This is a genomic window from Hydrococcus rivularis NIES-593 (assembly GCF_001904635.1).
Lineage (GTDB): Bacteria > Cyanobacteriota > Cyanobacteriia > Cyanobacteriales > Microcystaceae > Hydrococcus > Hydrococcus rivularis.
In genome coordinates, this window is the sequence record NZ_MRCB01000003.1 from 36,472 (window position 1) to 55,581 (window position 19,110).

A 19,110-nucleotide genomic window follows, 5' to 3' on the forward strand; every position below is an offset into this window, starting at 1 on the left:
TTGCTGGGCAAAGAAATTCTGGGTGCGATTTCCCTTGGACTGTTGCTATTCCAGGGAACCGCTATCCCAATTCTTCTTTCCCGTCTTTTGAGGGGTCCCGGTCGCCGCCCGCCCCTCGAACCCAAAACTCCCACACCAGACCTGTTAGGAACGGTCAGCATCATCGTTCCTACCCTCAATGAAGCAGAACGAATCGATCCTTGTCTGGCGGGTTTGAGTCGGCAAAGCTATGAAGTGCGGGAGATTATCGTTGTCGATAGCCATTCCCAAGACGGGACGCAGAAACGGGTTAAAGCAGCCGCCCAAAAAGATCCCCGTTTTCGCCTAATGACGGACGATCCCCTCCCTCGCGGTTGGGTCGGTCGTCCTTGGGCACTACATACGGGTTTTTTGAACAGTTCCCCTAAAAGTCAATGGATTTTAGGCATCGATGCCGATACGCAACCTCAACCCGGCTTAGTGGCGAGTTTGCTGGCAGCGGCAGAGGAAGAAGAATACGATCTCGTTTCGCTGTCGCCCCAGTTTATTCTCCGCCATCCGGGGGAATGGTGGTTGCAACCCGCCCTATTGATGACGTTACTGTATCGCTTTGACTCGGCAGGCGTAAGGGAGCCAGCACCGGAAAGAGTCATGGCGAACGGACAGTGTTTTTTCTGTCGTCGTTCGGTTTTAGAGAAGTTGGGAGGATATAGCAGTGCGGCGAGTTCGTTTTGCGACGACGTAACCCTTGCTCGCTACGCCGCTACCCAAGGATTCAAAGTGGGTTTCTTAGACGGTGCTAAAGTCATTCGAGTGCGAATGTATGAGGGGGCGAGGGAAACTTGGCAGGAGTGGGGGCGATCGCTCGATCTTAAAGATGCTGCTTCCTCTAGTCAACTCTGGGGCGATTTGTGGTTACTGTTGGCGACGCAGGGATTGCCGCTGTTTGTTTCTGCGATTCTATTAATTTATCTGGGTTTGGGATATTCTTTTCCTACCTTAAAAGCAGCAGTCGGATTGAACCTTTTTTTACTTGCCATTCGCTTTGCACTCCTGTGGGCGATCGCTCCTTCTTACTACCGAGGCGAAAAACCCTCGCCTGCTGCATGGCTATTCTGGCTTTCTCCTTTGGCAGATCCGTTGGCAGTGTTGCGGATTTTTATTTCTGCTTTTCAAAAACCTACCCAGTGGCGAGGGCGAATTTATAGCTTGGGGGATTGAGAGAGCATGGGAAAATATTTCTGTCGTTTGTTTCTCGCGCACGATTTTTAATCGACTCTTTCAAGTTGCCAGAGGATTTGATTGCCTTCTCGTCTTACTCGCGAGACAACCCAATTTCGCCACGACCAATTATCGCCGCGACTGGTTACGGCACTCGCGTTAATATCCATTAAATCTGCCAGTTCGGAGCTAGTAATTAAATAGCCTTGAGTAGCAATTTCATCGGCGATGCGTAGGGTTTCTATGACATTTTTTAGTTGGATTACCCTCTCTTCTCGTGGTAATTGTGGTTCATCAATTGCATTAACAGATGATTCGATCATAGTTGTAATGAAGAAAACAGTGCTGTACTAAACTTATAGTAACTTATTATTTTACCAGTAAAAAATTCTGATAATTATGCTACTGTCATCTTAACGATTTTTCAAACAAGATATAGAAAAATCTCTAATTTTCTCTCCAACCTTAGCTGGGGATAAAGATAGTAAGGAGGTAAAAGAAATAGATTAATCACTCGTACCAATCATTGAAATCATGCAATTTAAATAATCAAAATCTTAGCACCTTTTTATATTTTTTTTATCTTTTTTGTTGATTAAGAATAATCCAAGGATTCATTATTCTTTTCCCCTCTCCCAGTTTGGGAGAGGGGTTGGAGGTGAGGGCGATCGACCATCTCTGTCATTAATGGATGAAAAATAGTATTAACCCTTAAAGCGACGATCGAAGGGCGATCGCAGGAAGTTCGAGTTTTGGAAAGCATCGTCCTACAGCTGCTGCAATCGGTTCTAAGCTGTCGGTTAAATCAACCATTTCTTCCAAGGAAAGGGCTTGACGGGCATCAGAAACCGACTTTTCCGGTTCTGGATGACACTCGATGATTAAACCATCTGCACCAGTCGCGATCGCAGCTTTTGCCATTGGTGCGACCAACTCTCGCTTGCCGACGGCATGGGAGGGATCGACGATAATCGGCAAGTGAGTAATCTGTTTGAGGGCAGCTACTGCCCCTAAATCGAGTACGTTACGAGTATAAGAATCAAAACTGCGAATGCCTCGTTCGCAAAGCACTACATTTGGATTTCCATGACTCAAGATATATTCTGCCGCATAAACAAACTCCTCAAGGGTAGCTGCCAGACCACGCTTGAGGAGTATGGGTTTATTCACTTGTCCTAATGCCTTGAGTAAATCGTAGTTTTGCATATTGCGGCTGCCGACTTGTAAGATATCCACATGGGCAGCGATCGCTTCTATTTGTTCTATTGACATTACTTCTGTAACGACAGGCATTCCATAGCGTCGCCTAATGTCTGCCAGGATCTTGAGTCCTTCCAATCCCAATCCTTGGAAAGTGTAGGGAGAAGTTCTCGGTTTGTAAACCCCTCCCCTTAACCCTTGAATGGGGGTAGGTTTTAGGCGACTGGCAACTCGTTCCATCTGTTCTAAACTTTCAACGGCACAGGGTCCACCGATGACGACGATTTCTCTACCGCCGAAAGCAACGGTATCGGACAGGGGAACGATGGTTTTTTGTTCGGGATGAGATTTGAGGGCGATTTTAGCATTCAACATAGTTAATAGTTCCTTTTACGAAAATGAGCAATTAAAAAGCCCGGTTCCGATTTCGGTTCCGGGCAAGGCGATCGAAGAAATTAGCTACACGACTCTAGCTACCCGGAACTGGTCTGGGCCAAAAAAAGTAAAAACCGTAAAAATAGTGCGACAATAGCGTCATTTTGCGTTTCTTCAAGTTGAGAGCGAGCGTTTTAGACAAAATAAAAAACCGCAGATTTTACTCTGCGGTTCGCCATCGGTTGCCAGTAGGAACTGGATTCACCGTTGGCGAACCGACATAAACCAAAAATAAAAATAGGACGTACTGCTGTTAAGCATTTAATAGTATTACCTGCGATGCCCCTAGATTAGCAGAGAAGGATGCGATCGTCAATACCAATACACTTTCGAAATTCTTGCTTAGACTAGGTGAGGGATTCAAACCCATGTAAATAGTTAAGCTTTGCGATCGCTTAACCAATTTTTATACTTTAGATAAATTTTTAAACCGGGGATTTCTTGAGAAAAATCTTTCGGTTGCTTGTATTGGCTAGGTGGATATTGTTGACGAATAGCGAGAATAGCTTGGTAGTGTTTACACCATTGCCAAAGAACCGACTCTAACTCCTGAAATTTCAAAAATGTAAGTTGATATTTGTGACTGAGTTCAATATATTGAATCAATCTAGCATAAGTCTCAGGGGTGTTTTGTTCTTCAGAAAGACCAATAATTTTTCTGAGTTTTTTGAAGACTTCATAATTAACTAACACTAAAGAAACTAATCTCTTTAGGTCTTGTACATCTTTCTGTCCAAGACTGTTGATTATTGCGGCGATTTTGCTCAAGATTGAGTAATCGACAGCATAATATCTTTTTAACAAGAGAAAGAGTTTTAATCCAAGCTCATGTTTTGAAAGATAATTTAACTCTTTGACATAAGCTTGCAAAGCTATTTTATCTTCTTCAGTTTTTATTTGTCCGAGAAGCTCGGTTAATTTAACTTTAACTCGCTCTCGAAATTTTTCTGTGTCTAATTCTTGAGAAAGTAGCTCTTCAACAAACTTGGAAAACTGCTGTTGTTTATAGGTTTGATAACGCAATTCAGTTTGATAAAGTACCATTAAGCTATCTTTGGTTTTAAGTGCTGCTTCAAGAAGTTGTGCACTTTCAGACAATCTTTCATATCCATCTAAATTGCTAGTCAGTAAGTATTTAATCTTGACAAAAAGTAGAAACTCTTGAGAGTCAAACTTATCCCTATTAATGGCTTTAGCAAGATCGCTAAAGCGTTGGGCGTTAAAGAGTTCTTGATTGTGTAAATGTATCGCCTCTTCGGATACTTCGGGTTTGCTGAACTTGCATATTAGTTTCTCTAATAAACTCTTATCTCCCCAGAGCGGACGATTCCACCAAGGTTTTGAGCTTAGCTGAGTTTTCAGCTCTAAAACCATGTTATTTTCGACATTTTTAGTTTTAACTAGGGGAGGCAGTTTTTCACTCATTATTATCTAAATTTTGGGACTAAAATCATTTTGATTTTGTAAACTTGATGCAAAAGATAAACTCCTTTGCTATGCTACATTGATAACGAGTAAGACAATAAAGATTTAGCAAGTAGATGGAAAGAAGTCAGACTATCTTTATAGTTAACAGATGCTAAATCTAGTATTTTTAATGACTAAAAAAATCTTTTTCTAATTCTTAGATAACACTTTAGTGGGTAACTGTCTACGTATTTTTACTAGATTCATCAAAACTTTAAACTAGAGTCAGTTATTTTCAAGAAAATGTAAAGGAATTATCAAGAGCGGGAAATTTTTGGATTAAGATTGCTACTTAGCTCAATTGGCTTAAATCTGCATGAATTGAGACGCGATCGCGCCCCGATTCAGTCATCCCCTAATACTTTGGTTAGAGACCGTGCCTCGACCGCTTTGAGGCATAAATATTTGTTAAGTTATATCAAGTACGATCGGCAAAAAATCAACTATGGCAGACCAACTAATACGGGCGACAGCAGCAGATGGTGGCATACGAGCAGTGGGAGCGATTTCAACCCGTTTGACCCAAGAAGCAAGAGTGCGACACAAACTTTCCTACGTCGCAACAGCCGCCTTGGGACGCGCTATGACTTCTGGACTGTTACTCGCTTCTAATATGAAACGCGAAGGATCGAGAGTAAACATTCGCATCAAAGGCAACGGACCGATGGGGGGATTATTAGTCGATGCGGGACTCGACGGAACGGTACGCGGCTATGTAGACAATCCCAGCGTAGAATTGCCGCCGAACGAGCAAGGAAAATTAGATGTTGGCGGAGCGCTCGGTCGCGAGGGATTTGTTTATGTCGTGCGGGATATCGGCTATGGCTATCCCTATTCCAGCACGGTCGAGCTAGTGTCCGGCGAAGTAGGAGATGATATCGCCAACTACTTAGTCACCTCAGAACAAACCCCATCAGCTTTAATAGTCGGGGTTTTCGTCGGAGCAGAAGGCGTGACGGCATCGGGAGGAATCCTGTTGCAAGTGATGCCCAAAGCAGCTAGAGACGAAGCGTTAGTAGCCACCCTAGAGGAGCGTGTCGGTCAATTATCGGGATTTACCCCTCTGATGCAGCAAGGTTTAACTTTACCTGACATATTTAATCGCTTGCTGGGCGACCTCGGTCTAGTCATCCTGCCAGAGGTTCAGATGATACGCTTTGATTGCCCTTGTTCGTTCAACCGAGTCTTGGGAGCTTTGAAGATCCTCGGAGAAGCAGAACTCCAAGATATGATTGAAAAAGACGATGGAGCAGAAGCCACCTGTCAGTTCTGTGGCGAGATTTATCAAGCCAGTAGGGATCATCTAGCGCAGTTGATCGAAGATTTAAGAGCAGAATCCGTTTGAAGTGTCGCTAACTTCAATTAACTGGTAAAGAAGTCGAAAATTCAAACCGCTTTCGCTAAATGTCGTGGTAAGATCGAACACAATCTACTTCCCTAGGAAAATTTAGGGATAATTACTTAAATAAATAGGTGGCAAAACCTTTAAGTTTTATACTGAAAGGAAAAAAGCCACCTAAATATTATTGGAAGTTCTTAGAGCTTCTCATTCTAAAAGCGAAACTGCAAAAATTCTTGCTCAGTGGTGGGATGAATTTAGAGATTTTGAGTAAATCATGAGGACAGATCGGGAACAATTGGCACCTACAGAAATCCGTCATGCAAGCGATCGGCTTAACCCTGCCAACCCGGTAAGAAAACTGTTTCAAAACACTTTTGGCAAGCTGAGTTGGCAAGTTTGGGCAATTTTGTTGGTGCTGGCATCGGGAGGAATAGGATTTGCGGCTACGTCTTGGTTGTTGCAGCTGCCCAAAACCCCGAACTGTCCGAGGATTTTTTGGCCCGTCGCTTCGGCTTCGATGCGCCTTTATTGCGCCCAATTAGAAGCTGAAAAAGGGACGGTAGACGGTTTGTTAGCCGCAATTAACCTAGTAGAAGCTCTGTCTAAAGATCATCCCTTGCGATCGGAAATTGATAGTAATGTCGAGCAATGGGCAAAAGAAATCTTAAACATCGCCGAAAAGGAGTTTAACGAAGGTAGCCTGGTCGCGGCGATCGAAACTGCCCGTAGAATTCCCAATAACGTCCAAGCCTACAACCTCGTAGAGGAGCGGATCGAGAGCTGGCAGTCTACCTGGTCTGAAGGCGAGAAAATTTTTGCCGCAGCGCAGGAACGGTTGAGAGAATCCGAATGGAATATGGCGTTCCGCGAAGCTATCAAATTGCTCTATTTGGAAAATCAATACTGGGCAACCACTAAATACGGAGAACTTACCCAGGAAATCCAACGCGCCCAAGAAGAAAGTCGTCAACTCGATGGTGCTTACGTAGCCCTTCGTCGGGGCGGCATCGACAATTGGTTGAAAGCTGTAGAAGATGCAGAAAAAATTGGCTCTAACAGCTATGCCTATCAGGAAGCACGAGAGTTAATCGCCAAGGCAAAAGAAAAAATTGTCGGGCATATCGAGGGCTTAATCGATAAACGCGATTGGCAAACTTTGTTAGACGTTACCGACCGACTTCCCGCAAGCCTCGGTCTCAAGGAAGAAGCGAATGACTGGCAGACGATCGCCAGTGCAGGAGCGGATGCGCAGATAGGAACGGCTGAGAGTTTAGAATCAGCGATTGTCATCGCCCAACAGATCGAACCCAATCGTCCTCTCTATCAAGTTGCTCAAGACTTAATCGGTCGCTGGACATTAGAGATTGAAGATGTTGCCGTTCTAGAAAAGGCAAAGAACTTAGCACAACTGGGGACAATCGAAAACCTCAACGCAGCGATCGCGCAAGCAGAACTCATCCCACGGGACAATCCCCGCTATCGGGAAGCGCGAGAAGAAATCGGTCGCTGGGTTAGTCAGGTGCAAACGATTGAAGACCAGCCGATTTTAGATCGCGCCGAAGAATTGGCAATGAGCGGTACAGTTCCTGCTCTGCAAGCAGCGATCGCTCAAGCAAGTTTAATCGGCCAAAATCGCGCTCTCTACAATAAAGCTCAGGAAAGAATCGGTCAGTGGAGAAGCATCATTGAGGAACAAGAAGACCGACCCTTTCTAGACCAAGCAAACGCTCTAGCCAGTAGCAAAGATTATGGAGCTGCTATAGAGGCAGCCCGAAAAATTGGACGGGGAAGAGCGCTTTATCGAGAAGCACGCGCCAATATTAGGGACTGGGAGCAAGAAATTCAAGCGCAAAAAGATTATCAAGAAGCCATAATCGTAGCAGAGGCGAGAACACCAGAAGCTTTAGTAGCAGCATTGAATATTTTGAGGAGAATCCCATCTTCGACAGATGTAGGAGGAGAAAGCGCACAAGCACTCAATCGCTGGAGCTATCAACTGTTGAGTATGGCTGAAAACCTGGCAAACTCAGCCTCAATAGAAGAAGCGATCCGTTTAGCCAGAAGGATTCCCAGCGAAAGCAGCGCCTACGAATCGGCACGGGCACAAATTCAGACATGGCGGCAGATGTTAAACCCCGCTCCCAACCCAACACCCTCCTCACCTTTGCTGGAAACCAATTTCCCAAATCCGAGAGCAGGTTCTAGATAGTAACCAGTGATTCGATGAAAGGATTTTGGATTTTGGATTGGTTAGTAGTTAGTAGTTAGTAGTTAGTTGTTAGTTGTTTCCCCCTTGTCTCCCTTGTCTCCCCATCCCCCCACACTCCCCACACCTCCTACACTCCCCATTCCCAGTCCCCTCTCCTCCGTCCTCAATAGGCTCCCCTCCCAAACAGAACGACTCTAATAGTTTCAACTAAGATATCTAAATCTAAGTTCAGCGACCAATTGTCGATGTAATAGAGATCTAGCCGAGCAGCGTCGTTAAAATCTTCTATATCCGATCGCCCGGAGATTTGCCAAAGTCCCGTTACTCCTGGAAGAACGCGATGGCGAATGTGATGCCATTGCTCGAAGCGCTCGACATCCCTTACAGGTAAAGGACGAGGACCTACTAGGCTCATTTGACCCAAAAGAACGTTAAATAATTGCGGCAGTTCGTCAATGCTAGTGCGTCTGAGAAAGTGACCGATAGGTGTAATGCGGGGATCGTTTCTAAGTTTGAACATCACTTTATCTTGAATCTGATTTTGCGCTTCTAGGGAGGCTTGTAGTTCGGCTGCATTGACTACCATCGTGCGGAATTTCCACATCTGAAAAACTTTGCCGTACAACCCGATGCGTTCTTGACAGAAAAAGACGGGTCCCGGCGAAGAGAGTTTAATCGCGATCGCGACTGCTATTAATAAAGGAGACAAAAAAATTACCCCAAAGAAAGCACCGATAATATCCAGCCAGCGCTTGAGTCGGTAATCCCAGCCAACTAGCAAGGGCGTTTCTACTCGCAGTGTCGGCAATCCGGCAAAGATTTCTGGTACTCCCCGACGGTAGAGGATTTCTCGGCTCGATGGCAGCAATCTTAGGGCGATGCCAGCACGCCGCAAGTTCCAGTAGAGTGTTGAGGCGAGTTCTGTCTGGGGGATATCTGCCGCCAGAACCTCTGCTGCACCCGATCGCAGAATTGCCTGAAGCGTAGCGGTGGTATTGGCTGTCGAGGCGAGTGCTGCGCCGACGACTTTATAGCGAGAGCGATGTTTTAAAATTTGTGCTAATTTCTTTAACCGTCCTGCGGAAGCAATGAGGAAGACAGATACCTGCGGCTGTTTCTGGACAAATTGACCGAAGATGAGGGTAATAAACAGCCGAAACCCCATTACCATAAAGACGCTGCCGATCCAAGCGGTAAAAAAGAGCGATCGCGGCGGGTCGAGCTTGGGATCGTAGAAATAACAAATAACCAGAGATAAGAGATAGACGATGCTGACTAACTGAGCCGTCCGTACATAGTTGTGACTTTGGTTGGAAGTGCCATACAATCTCCCATAGGCAAAGAATATGAGCGTGATGGCGGCAAAGATCCAAAACAAACTCGGCATTCCCAACCAAACCCACCAAACTAACTGAGGAGGAAGGGGAGAATAAAAGTGATTGAGATATCTGGCAACCTGCCAAGCACCTGCTAGCGCTAACACATCGCTCAGCAGTAATGCCAAAACTTGATACCATTGCCAGCTCGCAAGATGGAATACGCGAAATTGATGGGGCGCTCGAATATCAAATTGAGATTTGCGCGTTTCGCCAGGAAGCTTTGCCATAGCGACGGAAGAATTCTAAATGCTGAATTTAATTTTACGTCTACCTTGAGAATTCCCGATGATAGTGTCGAACGCTCAGCTAAGAATTAAATTTGTTGGCGATGGCTTCTAATTCCGATCCAGCGATCGAGCAACTGTAACCCAAATAAGATCGAGAAGGTAGGATTATTAATGAGATATCGTCGCCATAATCGTTTAGGTTCTCTGGCAAGACGATACAACCACTCCCATCCTAATCTCATCATCCATCTGGGAGCTTGAGCCACTTCGCCGCTATGAAAACTAAAAGCTGCGCCAATGCCAACCATAACCGCTTTTAGTTTTCCTTGTTGCCTAGACATCCATTCTTCCTGTTTCGGGCAGCCCAAGCCAACAAAAACTACTTTAGCACCAGTAGCTTGAATGCGCTCTCTATCGAGCGCTTCTTCTTCTGGAGTGAGAGGACGAAAGGGAGGGGCATAACTGCCAGCGATTGTCAGTCTAGGAAAGCGTCGTTCTAGGTTGTTCTGAAGTTTTGCTAGCATCGCCTCGGTGCCGCCGTATAAGAAAATAGGAATGCCATATTTAGCCGCGCGATCGCACCACGCTAACATGAGATCGGGCCCATAAACCCGCGATTGTCTTTTAACACCCAGAAGACGCATTGCCCAAACCAAAGGCATTCCATCGGGAGTCACTAATGCGGCATTATTAATAATCTTTTGATAGTTTCGCTGCCAGTAGCCAGTCATGACGACATGCACATTAGCAGCAACGATATAACAAGAGGTTTGATTAGTTGCCCAGGTTTGGATGCGATCGCAAGCATCCTCGTAAGTGGTAGCATCGATACGAGTTCCTATAATTAATTTATGTTCGAGATCGGGATTTAACACGACGCGATCGCCTTACTCTTGACTAGCTAATCGTTTAGAATATTTTCAATCTTTAATATTCCCTAATTACGACAAAAAACACTCAAGATGAAATTTAAAGCTATTGTTCATCAGGCTGAGGAAGGCGGTTATTGGGCAGAAGTCCCTGCATTACCAGGTTGTATCACGGAAGCAGATACGTGGGAAGAGTTGATGGCTCGCCTTAAAGATGCGATTGAAGGATGGCTCGAAGTAGCTAATAGCAGTGAATCCATTCAATCTAGAGAAGATACGGATAAAGTAGTTGAAATCGCTATATGAAAGCTGTTTCTGGGAAAAAGTTATGTAAAATAGTGGAGAAAAAAGGCTGGATTTTAAAGAAAATTACTGGGAGTCATCATATCTATCAGAAGCCTGGAACCATGCAAATTTTATCGATTCCCGTACATGGAAATAAAGATTTGAAAATGGGAACCTTAAAGGCTTTGATGAAAATAGCTAGGTTAATTGAAAAAGATTTGGAGTAAGCGATCGCCTTACTCTCTACTAGCTAATTGTTTAAAATATCATGAAATATTGGTTAGTGGTAGAAAAATAATTTGGTCTTGATATTCATCATCAAAAGAGCCTTCTGCTATTAGCATTAACTCATCAATGTTTTGACCAACACTTAAATTCGGATTAAGAATAAAAATTCCTGGTACATGATGACCTCGATCGATATGCTCACTTAAGTGGACTGGCATCGATCTCCGGTTATTTGTGACTAATATAAAATCATACTCTTCACACCACAGTAAAATTTTTGGGTCTTTTGTGCCTTTTGAAGGAGTGTTAGGTTCACCAATGACTCGAACGATTAGATCGGGTAGGTTGAGCCGCAGTCGAGTAAAATAGGCTGGATCTATATTTTCATCCATGAGATATTTTAGAGACATCAGCTTTTTTTTGAGCTTCTTTTGCTTCTCTGAGTTTCTGAAGCCTAGCAGCAGCAGGATGGGGATTTAATGCCTGTGCCTTACGTTGTTGGTGTCCCCACTCTAACCAGTCGGCTAGGTATTGACTAACTGTTTCTTTGTTATGCAGGTAATAGAGAATTGTGGCGTAAACCTGTTCTAAGGTAAGAGTGTAAAAATGTTTGACAATTTCCTCTGGAGAACGTTGGCGATAGATATATTCATAAAGAATGCTTTCAATACCAACTCTCGTACCTTTTACTCGAATATCATCGGGAGCAAGAAACTCAAAGTAATCTTCTAGTTGCATGGGTTTATTCTCCTTTTAATTAAGAGATGGGTTAGGAGTTTTCCAGATTTGCTGGAGCATTCGACTTTTGTTAGCGAAGTTTCTCTCTCTTTTATTGTGACAGCGATCGCTTATAGATTTGACTGTAGCTAGCTAATGGAAGTAATCTAGGGAAACTGCGATCGCAAGCATCCTCATAACTGGTAGAATCGCTCCGAGTACCTATAATACTTTTTGGTAAACTTGCTCTGTTAATTGGGCTAATCTTTCCCATGTAAATCTTGATGCTACTTTCTGCTTGCCTGCTGTTCCCATTGCTTGTGCTTGGCTGGGATTAAGTAATAATTGACAAATAGATTCTGCAATTTCATTAGAAGTTTGGGAAACAAGATATCCATCAACGCCATCAGTAACGACTTCTGAAACAGCGGGAATATTGCAACCAATGACGGGTTTTCCAAAACTCCAAGCTTCTGTATAAACTCCACCAAAGCTTTCTTGATTTGAGGGAACGCAGAGTAAAGCACAAGCAGCTAGAGCATTAGTTTTTTCTTGTAAGTCTATTGCACCTAAACGGTGAATGCGTGGGTCTGTTATTTCTGCAAAAACTTTCTCAGATTGAGCTACAGGAGGTCCAATAAAGATAAAGTTTGCTTCTGGTATTTTTTGCCAAACAATCGATGCTGCTTCTAATAGTTGTTGATAGCCTTTGTAGGGATAATGTTGTCCTAAAAATAGTACTATTGGTTCATTTATTTGATAGCGTTTTTTAAAAGCTTCTGCATCTGCCTTCTCTGCCAAGATAGGACCGTGACCTGTAACATGAATTCGTTCTTCTTGTACGCCGAGATCGATTAGTACTTTTTTCTCAGCCTGAGTTAAGGTAATAACTGCATCAGCTAATTTGTACAATTTTAGATATGCACGATAGCGCCATCCAACCCAACGAGGATGATGAACGGGGGTAAAAACGAAGGGGATATTATAGTGTCGGGCAGCTTGTAGAGAAGCATAGCTAAGTCCCTCTCGACCAATACGTACATTATGAATGAGAGACGCTTCTTTTGCGTAGAGATGTAAATGTTTTTCTATACAAGAGGCAATCTTGGGTAATGCAAAACTCATCAAGGGATAATAGATAGGAATATAAGGTAGTAAGCTTAATTTTTCCTGTTGAGAAAGCCCAAATTGACGTACTTTAATTCCATCAATACTGTAGTCATGATTAAATTCTGGCGCTCTTATGGTTGTTCCTAGTAGCCAATCAGTTCGATTTTTACTCCAGTGGCTAACTACTTGTATTTCATATTGCTTTTGTAGTTGCTGTCCGATTAGATGTTGATGTAGTTGTGCGCCGCCAATTGCAGGGGGATAAGTAGTTAAAGTGTAAAGGAATTGCATTTATTTTGTAAGTTTTTATTGATTTGCTGCTACACGATAAACTTTAATGGTTTCTTCAGCACATCTTGCCCAACTAAATTGACTTACTCTTTCGATTCCTTTTTGAGATAAGCTTGCTCTTAACTCTGAGTCATTAATCACTTTGAGAAGTGCATCGCAAAGTTCATCTTCTTGTTTTGGATCGATTGTGATTCCGGCATCGCCTACCACTTCTGGTAAGGAACTGGTATTAGACGTAATCACAGGTGTACCGCACTGCATTGCTTCTAGAGGCGGTAAACCAAATCCTTCATAAAGGGAGGGATAGACAAAAGCCGTTGCACTACTATATATTGCACTTAAGTCTTCATCTGGTATGTAACCAGTAAAAATAATCCGAGATTTAAGTCTTGGATTTTCTTGTGCTGATTTAAAAATCTCAGAGTTTTTCCAACCAGCAACTCCTACAAGGACGAGATTAATATCGAGATTGGTATTATCAGCAATAATTTGAGAAAAACAACGAATTAGAAAACTTAAATTTTTGCGAGGTTCAAGTGTACATAGACTGAGTAAATAGGGAGTATTTGGAATTTGATAACGTCTAAGAGTAGTTTTGATAATTTCTGATTCAGTTACTGGATGAAAATAACTAGCAGTAGCTAAAGGAGTAATAAAAACTCGGTCGCTATTCATCCGTGTATATTCACAAAAATCATTTTTGGTATATTCAGAATTACAGATAATCCAATCATTATTTTTGTCAATGCTATTTAGGGTTTTAAGAAATTGATAATAAACTTTTTGGGTTACTAATTTTGGAAATTTAACTGGAATTAAATCATGAATTGTTAAAATTCTGGGAATGTTTCCTAAAATATTGTGTGGAGGAAGAGAAAAATAAGAAGAGTGGTAAAGTTGATATTTTTTTGACTTAAAGTCTAGAGTAATATCAAGTTTCTCAAGCCAATCAAAAAGAATTTTTAGTGCATGAGCAAATTTATATATTAAGATCTGGCGATCGACAGAAGATTGAATTAGTAAACGCTGTAACTGCACAGCTTTAGTATAAAGACTACTAAGATAAAAACGACTACGATAGCAAGAATGAAAATAATAATTTAGCTTAGAATTGACATTTGTGGAGTAAATTTCAGCACTTATGTTTTCCCACATACTACCTTTTTGACTGAGAGCAATTGCTTGTAAGTTAATGTCATCTCTTTTTATTAATTCTAGTAATAAAGATTCTACAACTCGAAAAATTCCAGTTCTGGCTTTTGGATTAATATATCCTTGTCCTAAAATCGATATATCATAAGCAATTTTCATGATCGCAAAAAAATAATTATATCAAGTTCAGGAGTTACGCAGTTGGAACGAGAACGAAAGAGGGAGCCGCTAAGTAGGCACGAATGGCATGGCGAACGATCGCCAACTTTGCCTCATACCAACTGATGCCCGTGGCGAACCAATGCAGTTCCAAGCGCAGGAAGGCGCGAATGGATAAACCAATATGATTGCGCTGGGTAGTTGAACGAACCTGGGCACGTTCGGCTCCACAACACTGCTTAAGTCCTCGATGGTACTCCTCAATTGCCCAAGCAAACTCGGCAAATTGTAGCCGTTGAAGTGGACCTAACTTGAGGTCATTGGTCGCCCAGTAATCAATGTCACCGTCTGGAGTGACGATCTTGAAGACTTTGACGAACCCATCCCCTTTGAGGTGTACTACAGTACCAGTCGCAGCAATGGCAACCTCGTGTACAGGACGGTTCCCAGTGTTATCTGGGTTAACGTGCCGATTCCGCTTGAGCCGAGATAACCAAACCCAACCATACTCTCGAATCAGTTTGAGATTGTCGAGGCTGCTGTACCAACTGTCAAACACCACACATTGGGGAGTAAATCCCCGTTCTGTAGCCCTTGCCAGCATGGCACGGAAATGGTCGTTCTTGGTTGCTCCATCGACATACTTTTCGTCAAACCGATAGTCCAACGGGATGTGACGGTCGCCCTCTGTCCACAACAGGGTAATCAGGTTGATGCCTTGCACTACCCGTCCATGCTTCCCAGACCAGTTCTCGGCATACAACTTATCAAGGGTTGAATCATCGACTACCAATATTCCCTGCTTTAACCTTACTTGCGGCTGTGCTTCTTGCCATAGTTGGTCGCTCGACGGTTCTATCCGATGCAGCAACCGAGTAATCGCTTCATGAGCGGCAGCCCGAGCGGACTCTGGTTGCACTCGTCCGGCTTCGCTACAGCTATATGTTTTCTGCGCCGCAATCAAAAAGTTGATGTAATCGTACTCGTTTACCTTTGGTGGATTCATTCCTTGGTTTTACCGCACATCCCCTTTTTTCTCAACTGCGTAACTCCTGAAGTTATACAAAGGCATAAGATTATTAACTAACTTTTGTTATGGTTCTGCCAATCTGTTTTAATTTAATTCGCAAATTTAATGGCAATGTAGAAACTAATAAAAAAATCAACCCAAATTTTATATAACGATCATAAGCGTAAAATAAAATTCCAAATAATCCAAGCATTTCTCTGTAATAATTAAGCTCTGCTTTCCAATAAAATGCAGATTTAATAGTAAAATATTCTTTCCAATAATCTAGCAGATAACCTTCATTTACCATCCATGAAACAGGAAAATGATCGTTTTTACAAAAAGTGATTGCATCACCACAAATTAGAAGTTTACATCCTTTTTTCTTAGCAGTATGAGTGTAAGTAGTATCTCCATGATAATGAGGAAACAACTTAGTATTAGGATAACCGATAATTTCTATAATTGTTCTGGAAAAACAAACTAAATTACCATTTAGTCCTTCACATTCTTTTAATTGATTTTTAGGTGCAGTAATAGGAATAATTTTTCTAAAGTTAGTTATGATTCCTCCATAACTAGGTTCAAAGGTATCTGGATCTAACGATTGACCACCTACAATTAGTTTGGAATCAGATTTACACAAATCTAATAACTTAGTAATAGCATCTTTCTGAGGATAGCAATCATCATTCAACCATACAAAATATTCAGCGCCTTGTTCGTAAGCATATTCCATTCCTTTCTTAATTGCACCCGTCCACCACAAATTTCCATCGCCAGCTAAGACGGTTATATTTGGATAAAGACAATGTATTGCCTCTGCCGTTCCATCTGTCGAACCATCATCCACGACGACAACGTGATAACTCTGTAAATCTCCATGCTGGTTAAGAGTTTCCAAACACTTTAATGTGGTACTCTTACGGTTATGAACCGGAATGATGATATAGACAGGCTCTTTAGATTCAGCATTCATATACTAATCGATCGCACGATCGCCCTTCACTTTGATGACCGATAATATACTTTTTCCCCAGATTTTCAACCCGAATGATTGGATCTGACATACTGCCTGCGATCGCTCTGGTTGCTCTTTTGAGTTACCTTGCTATTTAAATTACCCATTTCCTTCTCAAAAACGATCGCGTTGTGAAAAAAAAATTCTCAGTTTTTTCAACCGAGACACTGAAATCCTCCATGAGTAAGGCAGACAGCGCGATCGCAAGCAAAAGTCTTATACTACCTTGCTATTGAAGCGATCGCTAATTTTTGGTCTTGGTTGCTAGAACGAGCTAAGCTGTCTAGATCGCGGATAAATACCTTAATTACTTGGCGATCGCAGATTCTCTATACAGTAATACATTTGTTATCGACTCATTGGGGTTAAAAAGTCCTCGACGAAGGCGATCGCGATTCTTCGATTTAGATATCTGGGGTAGGATAGAATGTTTAGTAGGAAATTTTTTGCTTACTTTTTAGTAATACTATGCAGTCGCAAAAATTATCAATTTCCTTATCACCTTCCCTAGTAAGGTTTATTGAGAGTTATAGGGTTGCCAAAGGATGTAAATCTCGCTCTCAAGTGATTGAGGAAGCTTTAACCTTATTACAAGAACGAGAATTAGAAGAAGCTTACACAGAAGCCTCTCAAGAAATCGATCCAGATTGGGAGTTGACAGTTGCGGATGGGTTAGCTGATGAAACGTGGTGAAATCTACTACGCTAATCTTAGCCCCACTGTTGGATCTGAGATAGCTAAACGCCGTCCAGTGTTGATAGTCAGCAATGATATTAATAACCATGCTGCTTCTACAGTGACAGTTTTACCGATTACATCAAATCTCAATCGCGTCTACCCTTTTGAGGTTCTTCTTCAGCCATCTGATAGCGGTTTGCCCAAGCCTTCTAAAGTTCAGGCGCAACAGGTAAGAACGATTTCTAAACAGCGAATTACTGGGGAGATGATAGGAAAATTAAGAGAGGAATTAATGCAGTTAGTCGATGCAACTTTAAAGCTTCATTTGGCACTAGAGTAATTTCTCCATTAAAAGATCGCAACTTATAAAAATAACCAATAGATACATGCGATCGCTCCGCTGACTTCTTTGCTTAAACTACAACAAAATTTTGAATCCTTCTTGCATAAAGTGTTTGTCATGAGTTAACACTTCAGTCAATCCTCGCTCTCTCATAACCGTCATCGAAATGCAATCAACCATACTATAACCTTTGTCTAGGCGTTGTTCGTAGAGTGCCAAACTCGACAAAAACAGTTCATTAGTATGAGGAATCACCTCAATATCGGCACTACTCAAGATAGCACGCACTATATTTACTGCTACTTGACGCATTCTAGAACCATAAGAGCTGAAATAGTTAAGCAGTTCGATGAGGACAGCTTCTGTTGTTACTAGACGAATGACTGGATAATTTTCCCTTATCTCAACCGCTTTTTGATGCCACTGGTCTTTTGGGTTCGTTATCGCTATCCAATATAAAGTATCGACAAATACAGCGTTCACATTCCTCTTTTTGGGGTTCCGTAAAGGTAATGGTCGTGTTCTTGTGCGCCATCGGGAGGTAATTCATCCCACACTTCTTCTGGAACTTTTTTGACTATTTCATCAATCTTATCCCAAATCGTTTTGCGGGGCTGATTTTTGTAAATGAGAAACTCAATGTAGTCTAATACTTCCTGTTGTTGAGAGGGTGATAGTCGATCGAGTTTTTCAATAATGCGATCGCTAATAGTCGATTGAGATGTGGAAACCATAGCAAATTATCTCTAAAAGCTTGTCATCTCAATCTTAACTTTTTGCTTGTAGTCGGAGATCAAATAACATCAGCAAACGTCCTCTCCGTCTTTCGGAAATACCAAATCCCACTCATTAGTAATAACATCACTAATCCTAAAGATAAGAGAAATCCCAGCCAATAAATAGTAGCTCCTCCTCCTAAAATTGCCCATCGGAATCCATCAATTACCCCTACCATGGGGTTAAGAGAATAAAGCCAGCGCCACTGTTGCGGAACGATACTACTACTGAATCCAACAGGCGAAATATATAAACCAAACTGAACGATAAAAGGAACAATATAACGAAAATCTCGATATTGTACGTTGAGTGCCGACAACCACAAACCTCCTCCCATCGCCGCAGCAAACGCGATCGCAATAAATATAGGTAGAGTCAAAATGCGCCAGCTAGGAATAAAGTTATACCAAGCCATCAAAGCTAGTAAAATCATGCCGGAAATCATAAAATCAACAAAGCTAACCATGACGGCGCTTGTTGGCACGATTAGACGAGGAAAGTAGACTTTAGAAATTAAATTAGCGTTATCAATTAAGCTATTACTGCATTCGGATATTGCATTGGCAAAGAACTGCCAAGGTAGCATAGCTGAAAAGACAAGAATGGGATAGGGAGCACCATCAGAGGGTAACTTTGCTAGTTGACCAAACACGACGCTAAAAACCACCATCGTTAGAAAAGGTCTAATCAGCGCCCAAGCAATACCAATTGCCGTCTGTTTGTAACGCACTAAGATATCGCGCCATGCCAAGAAATAAAATAGCTCTCGATATCGCCACAGATCCTTCCAATATTGCCTTTCTGTGCGACCTGCTTCGATAATCAATTCTTTGTTCATAAAACCGCAGTTGCAATAAAAATGGTTATTTTATTGAAGGCTATGGCTACAGAGTTCCCTGAAGCTCTCTTAAAGTAACAGTTATTCCGAAATAATCGTGACAATATTGCGATCGCGCCTAGCCATTTTTCTAGGTACTGTCCTCCCCAAATACCCGATGTCACTTTCGGCGAT

21 protein-coding genes are annotated in these 19,110 nt (G+C 42.3%); 7 read left to right on the forward strand and 14 right to left on the reverse strand.

Annotated elements, in window-relative coordinates; all coding sequences use genetic code 11:
- Nucleotides 1-1,200 carry a 2'-O-glycosyltransferase CruG gene (cruG, locus tag NIES593_RS04065; protein WP_073598523.1) on the forward strand — a complete coding sequence of 400 codons (1,200 nt, stop codon included), beginning with the start codon at nt 1-3 and terminating at the stop codon, nt 1,198-1,200.
- A gap of 47 nt (nt 1,201-1,247) precedes the next feature.
- Here the strand turns inward: cruG and NIES593_RS04070 are convergent, their stop codons facing one another.
- The 3 genes from NIES593_RS04070 to NIES593_RS04080 all read right to left on the reverse strand — a co-directional run bounded on the left by NIES593_RS04070 (nt 1,248) and on the right by NIES593_RS04080 (nt 4,260).
- The gene (locus tag NIES593_RS04070; RefSeq protein WP_015143824.1) at nt 1,248-1,523 is read right to left on the reverse strand and encodes a hypothetical protein; all 276 of its coding nucleotides are present in this window, start codon (nt 1,521-1,523) and stop codon (nt 1,248-1,250) included.
- A 388-nt stretch (nt 1,524-1,911) separates the two neighbouring features.
- The gene (gene aroF, locus NIES593_RS04075) at nt 1,912-2,775 is read right to left on the reverse strand and encodes a 3-deoxy-7-phosphoheptulonate synthase (RefSeq protein ID WP_073598374.1); all 864 of its coding nucleotides are present in this window, start codon (nt 2,773-2,775) and stop codon (nt 1,912-1,914) included.
- Nucleotides 2,776-3,213: 438 nt separating this feature from the next.
- On the reverse strand, nt 3,214-4,260 hold the full coding sequence (locus tag NIES593_RS04080) for a hypothetical protein (RefSeq protein WP_175561029.1): 1,047 nt from the start codon (nt 4,258-4,260) through the stop codon (nt 3,214-3,216).
- 487 nt (nt 4,261-4,747) lie between these two features.
- Between NIES593_RS04080 and hslO the strand changes: the two genes are divergently transcribed.
- Nucleotides 4,748-5,647: an Hsp33 family molecular chaperone HslO gene (hslO, locus tag NIES593_RS04085; protein WP_073598375.1), complete on the forward strand. Its 900-nt coding sequence runs from the start codon at nt 4,748-4,750 to the stop codon at nt 5,645-5,647.
- A 271-nt stretch (nt 5,648-5,918) separates the two neighbouring features.
- Nucleotides 5,919-7,853, forward strand: a complete 1,935-nt coding sequence (locus tag NIES593_RS04090) for a chromosome segregation ATPase (RefSeq protein ID WP_073598376.1) — start codon at nt 5,919-5,921, stop codon at nt 7,851-7,853.
- 163 nt (nt 7,854-8,016) lie between these two features.
- Here the strand turns inward: NIES593_RS04090 and NIES593_RS04095 are convergent, their stop codons facing one another.
- Nucleotides 8,017-9,459 (reverse strand): sugar transferase, encoded by a 1,443-nt coding sequence (locus NIES593_RS04095; RefSeq protein ID WP_073598377.1) that lies wholly within the window; start codon nt 9,457-9,459, stop codon nt 8,017-8,019.
- Between the two features lie 86 nt (nt 9,460-9,545).
- Nucleotides 9,546-10,334: a WecB/TagA/CpsF family glycosyltransferase gene (locus NIES593_RS04100; protein WP_073598378.1), complete on the reverse strand. Its 789-nt coding sequence runs from the start codon at nt 10,332-10,334 to the stop codon at nt 9,546-9,548.
- A gap of 87 nt (nt 10,335-10,421) precedes the next feature.
- On the opposite strand from NIES593_RS04100, the gene NIES593_RS04105 reads away from it, so the two are divergent.
- Complete coding sequence (locus NIES593_RS04105; protein WP_015143817.1) at nt 10,422-10,634, forward strand: type II toxin-antitoxin system HicB family antitoxin; 213 nt, start codon at nt 10,422-10,424, stop codon at nt 10,632-10,634.
- Nucleotides 10,631-10,840: a type II toxin-antitoxin system HicA family toxin gene (locus NIES593_RS04110; RefSeq protein ID WP_073598379.1), complete on the forward strand. Its 210-nt coding sequence runs from the start codon at nt 10,631-10,633 to the stop codon at nt 10,838-10,840. Before NIES593_RS04105 ends, NIES593_RS04110 begins: the two co-directional genes overlap by 4 nt.
- 39 nt (nt 10,841-10,879) lie before the next feature.
- Here NIES593_RS04110 and NIES593_RS04115 read toward each other — a convergent pair whose 3' ends face one another.
- The 6 genes from NIES593_RS04115 to NIES593_RS04140 form a co-directional block, all read right to left on the reverse strand.
- The gene (locus NIES593_RS04115; RefSeq protein WP_073598380.1) at nt 10,880-11,251 is read right to left on the reverse strand and encodes a DUF5615 family PIN-like protein; all 372 of its coding nucleotides are present in this window, start codon (nt 11,249-11,251) and stop codon (nt 10,880-10,882) included.
- Nucleotides 11,226-11,579: a DUF433 domain-containing protein gene (locus NIES593_RS04120; protein ID WP_073598381.1), complete on the reverse strand. Its 354-nt coding sequence runs from the start codon at nt 11,577-11,579 to the stop codon at nt 11,226-11,228. Before NIES593_RS04120 ends, NIES593_RS04115 begins: the two co-directional genes overlap by 26 nt.
- 201 nt (nt 11,580-11,780) lie before the next feature.
- Nucleotides 11,781-12,959 carry a glycosyltransferase family 4 protein gene (locus NIES593_RS04125; RefSeq protein ID WP_073598382.1) on the reverse strand — a complete coding sequence of 393 codons (1,179 nt, stop codon included), beginning with the start codon at nt 12,957-12,959 and terminating at the stop codon, nt 11,781-11,783.
- Nucleotides 12,960-12,974: 15 nt separating this feature from the next.
- Nucleotides 12,975-14,270, reverse strand: a complete 1,296-nt coding sequence (locus tag NIES593_RS04130; protein ID WP_073598383.1) for a glycosyltransferase family 4 protein — start codon at nt 14,268-14,270, stop codon at nt 12,975-12,977.
- 34 nt (nt 14,271-14,304) lie between these two features.
- Entirely contained in the window at nt 14,305-15,276 is a 972-nt protein-coding gene (locus NIES593_RS04135; protein ID WP_073598384.1) for an IS701 family transposase, read from the reverse strand.
- Between the two features lie 73 nt (nt 15,277-15,349).
- Nucleotides 15,350-16,258: a glycosyltransferase family 2 protein gene (locus NIES593_RS04140; protein WP_073598385.1), complete on the reverse strand. Its 909-nt coding sequence runs from the start codon at nt 16,256-16,258 to the stop codon at nt 15,350-15,352.
- Nucleotides 16,259-16,768: 510 nt separating this feature from the next.
- Between NIES593_RS04140 and NIES593_RS04145 the strand changes: the two genes are divergently transcribed.
- Together NIES593_RS04145 and NIES593_RS04150 are read left to right on the forward strand one after the other, a co-directional pair.
- Nucleotides 16,769-16,993: a ribbon-helix-helix domain-containing protein gene (locus NIES593_RS04145; protein WP_073598386.1), complete on the forward strand. Its 225-nt coding sequence runs from the start codon at nt 16,769-16,771 to the stop codon at nt 16,991-16,993.
- Nucleotides 16,980-17,318, forward strand: a complete 339-nt coding sequence (locus NIES593_RS04150) for a type II toxin-antitoxin system PemK/MazF family toxin (protein WP_073598387.1) — start codon at nt 16,980-16,982, stop codon at nt 17,316-17,318. Before NIES593_RS04145 ends, NIES593_RS04150 begins: the two co-directional genes overlap by 14 nt.
- 78 nt (nt 17,319-17,396) lie before the next feature.
- Here NIES593_RS04150 and NIES593_RS04155 read toward each other — a convergent pair whose 3' ends face one another.
- The 3 genes from NIES593_RS04155 to NIES593_RS04165 are packed head-to-tail and all read right to left on the reverse strand — an operon-like array spanning nt 17,397 to nt 18,936.
- Nucleotides 17,397-17,804 (reverse strand): type II toxin-antitoxin system VapC family toxin, encoded by a 408-nt coding sequence (locus NIES593_RS04155; protein ID WP_073598388.1) that lies wholly within the window; start codon nt 17,802-17,804, stop codon nt 17,397-17,399.
- Nucleotides 17,801-18,055 (reverse strand): DUF2281 domain-containing protein, encoded by a 255-nt coding sequence (locus tag NIES593_RS04160; protein WP_073598389.1) that lies wholly within the window; start codon nt 18,053-18,055, stop codon nt 17,801-17,803. The genes NIES593_RS04155 and NIES593_RS04160 overlap by 4 nt, the downstream gene beginning before the upstream one ends.
- 59 nt (nt 18,056-18,114) lie before the next feature.
- Entirely contained in the window at nt 18,115-18,936 is an 822-nt protein-coding gene (locus NIES593_RS04165) for an ABC transporter permease (RefSeq protein ID WP_073598390.1), read from the reverse strand.
- Nucleotides 18,937-19,110 lie beyond the last annotated feature (174 nt).

Bases quoted from the DNA above. Each gene is read 5' to 3' on its own strand.
- NIES593_RS04160 (WP_073598389.1), bottom strand. From the start codon at position 18,055: ATGGTTTCCACATCTCAATCGACTATTAGCGATCGCATTATTGAAAAA.
- NIES593_RS04120 (WP_073598381.1), bottom strand. From the start codon at position 11,579: ATGCAACTAGAAGATTACTTTGAGTTTCTTGCTCCCGATGATATTCGA.
- NIES593_RS04150 (WP_073598387.1), top strand. From the start codon at position 16,980: ATGAAACGTGGTGAAATCTACTACGCTAATCTTAGCCCCACTGTTGGA.
- aroF (WP_073598374.1), bottom strand. From the start codon at position 2,775: ATGTTGAATGCTAAAATCGCCCTCAAATCTCATCCCGAACAAAAAACC.
- NIES593_RS04105 (WP_015143817.1), top strand. From the start codon at position 10,422: ATGAAATTTAAAGCTATTGTTCATCAGGCTGAGGAAGGCGGTTATTGG.
- NIES593_RS04090 (WP_073598376.1), top strand. From the start codon at position 5,919: ATGAGGACAGATCGGGAACAATTGGCACCTACAGAAATCCGTCATGCA.
- NIES593_RS04095 (WP_073598377.1), bottom strand. From the start codon at position 9,459: ATGGCAAAGCTTCCTGGCGAAACGCGCAAATCTCAATTTGATATTCGA.
- NIES593_RS04145 (WP_073598386.1), top strand. From the start codon at position 16,769: ATGCAGTCGCAAAAATTATCAATTTCCTTATCACCTTCCCTAGTAAGG.
- NIES593_RS04110 (WP_073598379.1), top strand. From the start codon at position 10,631: ATGAAAGCTGTTTCTGGGAAAAAGTTATGTAAAATAGTGGAGAAAAAA.
- NIES593_RS04165 (WP_073598390.1), bottom strand. From the start codon at position 18,936: ATGAACAAAGAATTGATTATCGAAGCAGGTCGCACAGAAAGGCAATAT.
- NIES593_RS04080 (WP_175561029.1), bottom strand. From the start codon at position 4,260: ATGAGTGAAAAACTGCCTCCCCTAGTTAAAACTAAAAATGTCGAAAAT.
- hslO (WP_073598375.1), top strand. From the start codon at position 4,748: ATGGCAGACCAACTAATACGGGCGACAGCAGCAGATGGTGGCATACGA.
- NIES593_RS04135 (WP_073598384.1), bottom strand. From the start codon at position 15,276: ATGAATCCACCAAAGGTAAACGAGTACGATTACATCAACTTTTTGATT.
- NIES593_RS04070 (WP_015143824.1), bottom strand. From the start codon at position 1,523: ATGATCGAATCATCTGTTAATGCAATTGATGAACCACAATTACCACGA.
- NIES593_RS04125 (WP_073598382.1), bottom strand. From the start codon at position 12,959: ATGCAATTCCTTTACACTTTAACTACTTATCCCCCTGCAATTGGCGGC.
- NIES593_RS04140 (WP_073598385.1), bottom strand. From the start codon at position 16,258: ATGAATGCTGAATCTAAAGAGCCTGTCTATATCATCATTCCGGTTCAT.
- NIES593_RS04130 (WP_073598383.1), bottom strand. From the start codon at position 14,270: ATGAAAATTGCTTATGATATATCGATTTTAGGACAAGGATATATTAAT.
- NIES593_RS04115 (WP_073598380.1), bottom strand. From the start codon at position 11,251: ATGTCTCTAAAATATCTCATGGATGAAAATATAGATCCAGCCTATTTT.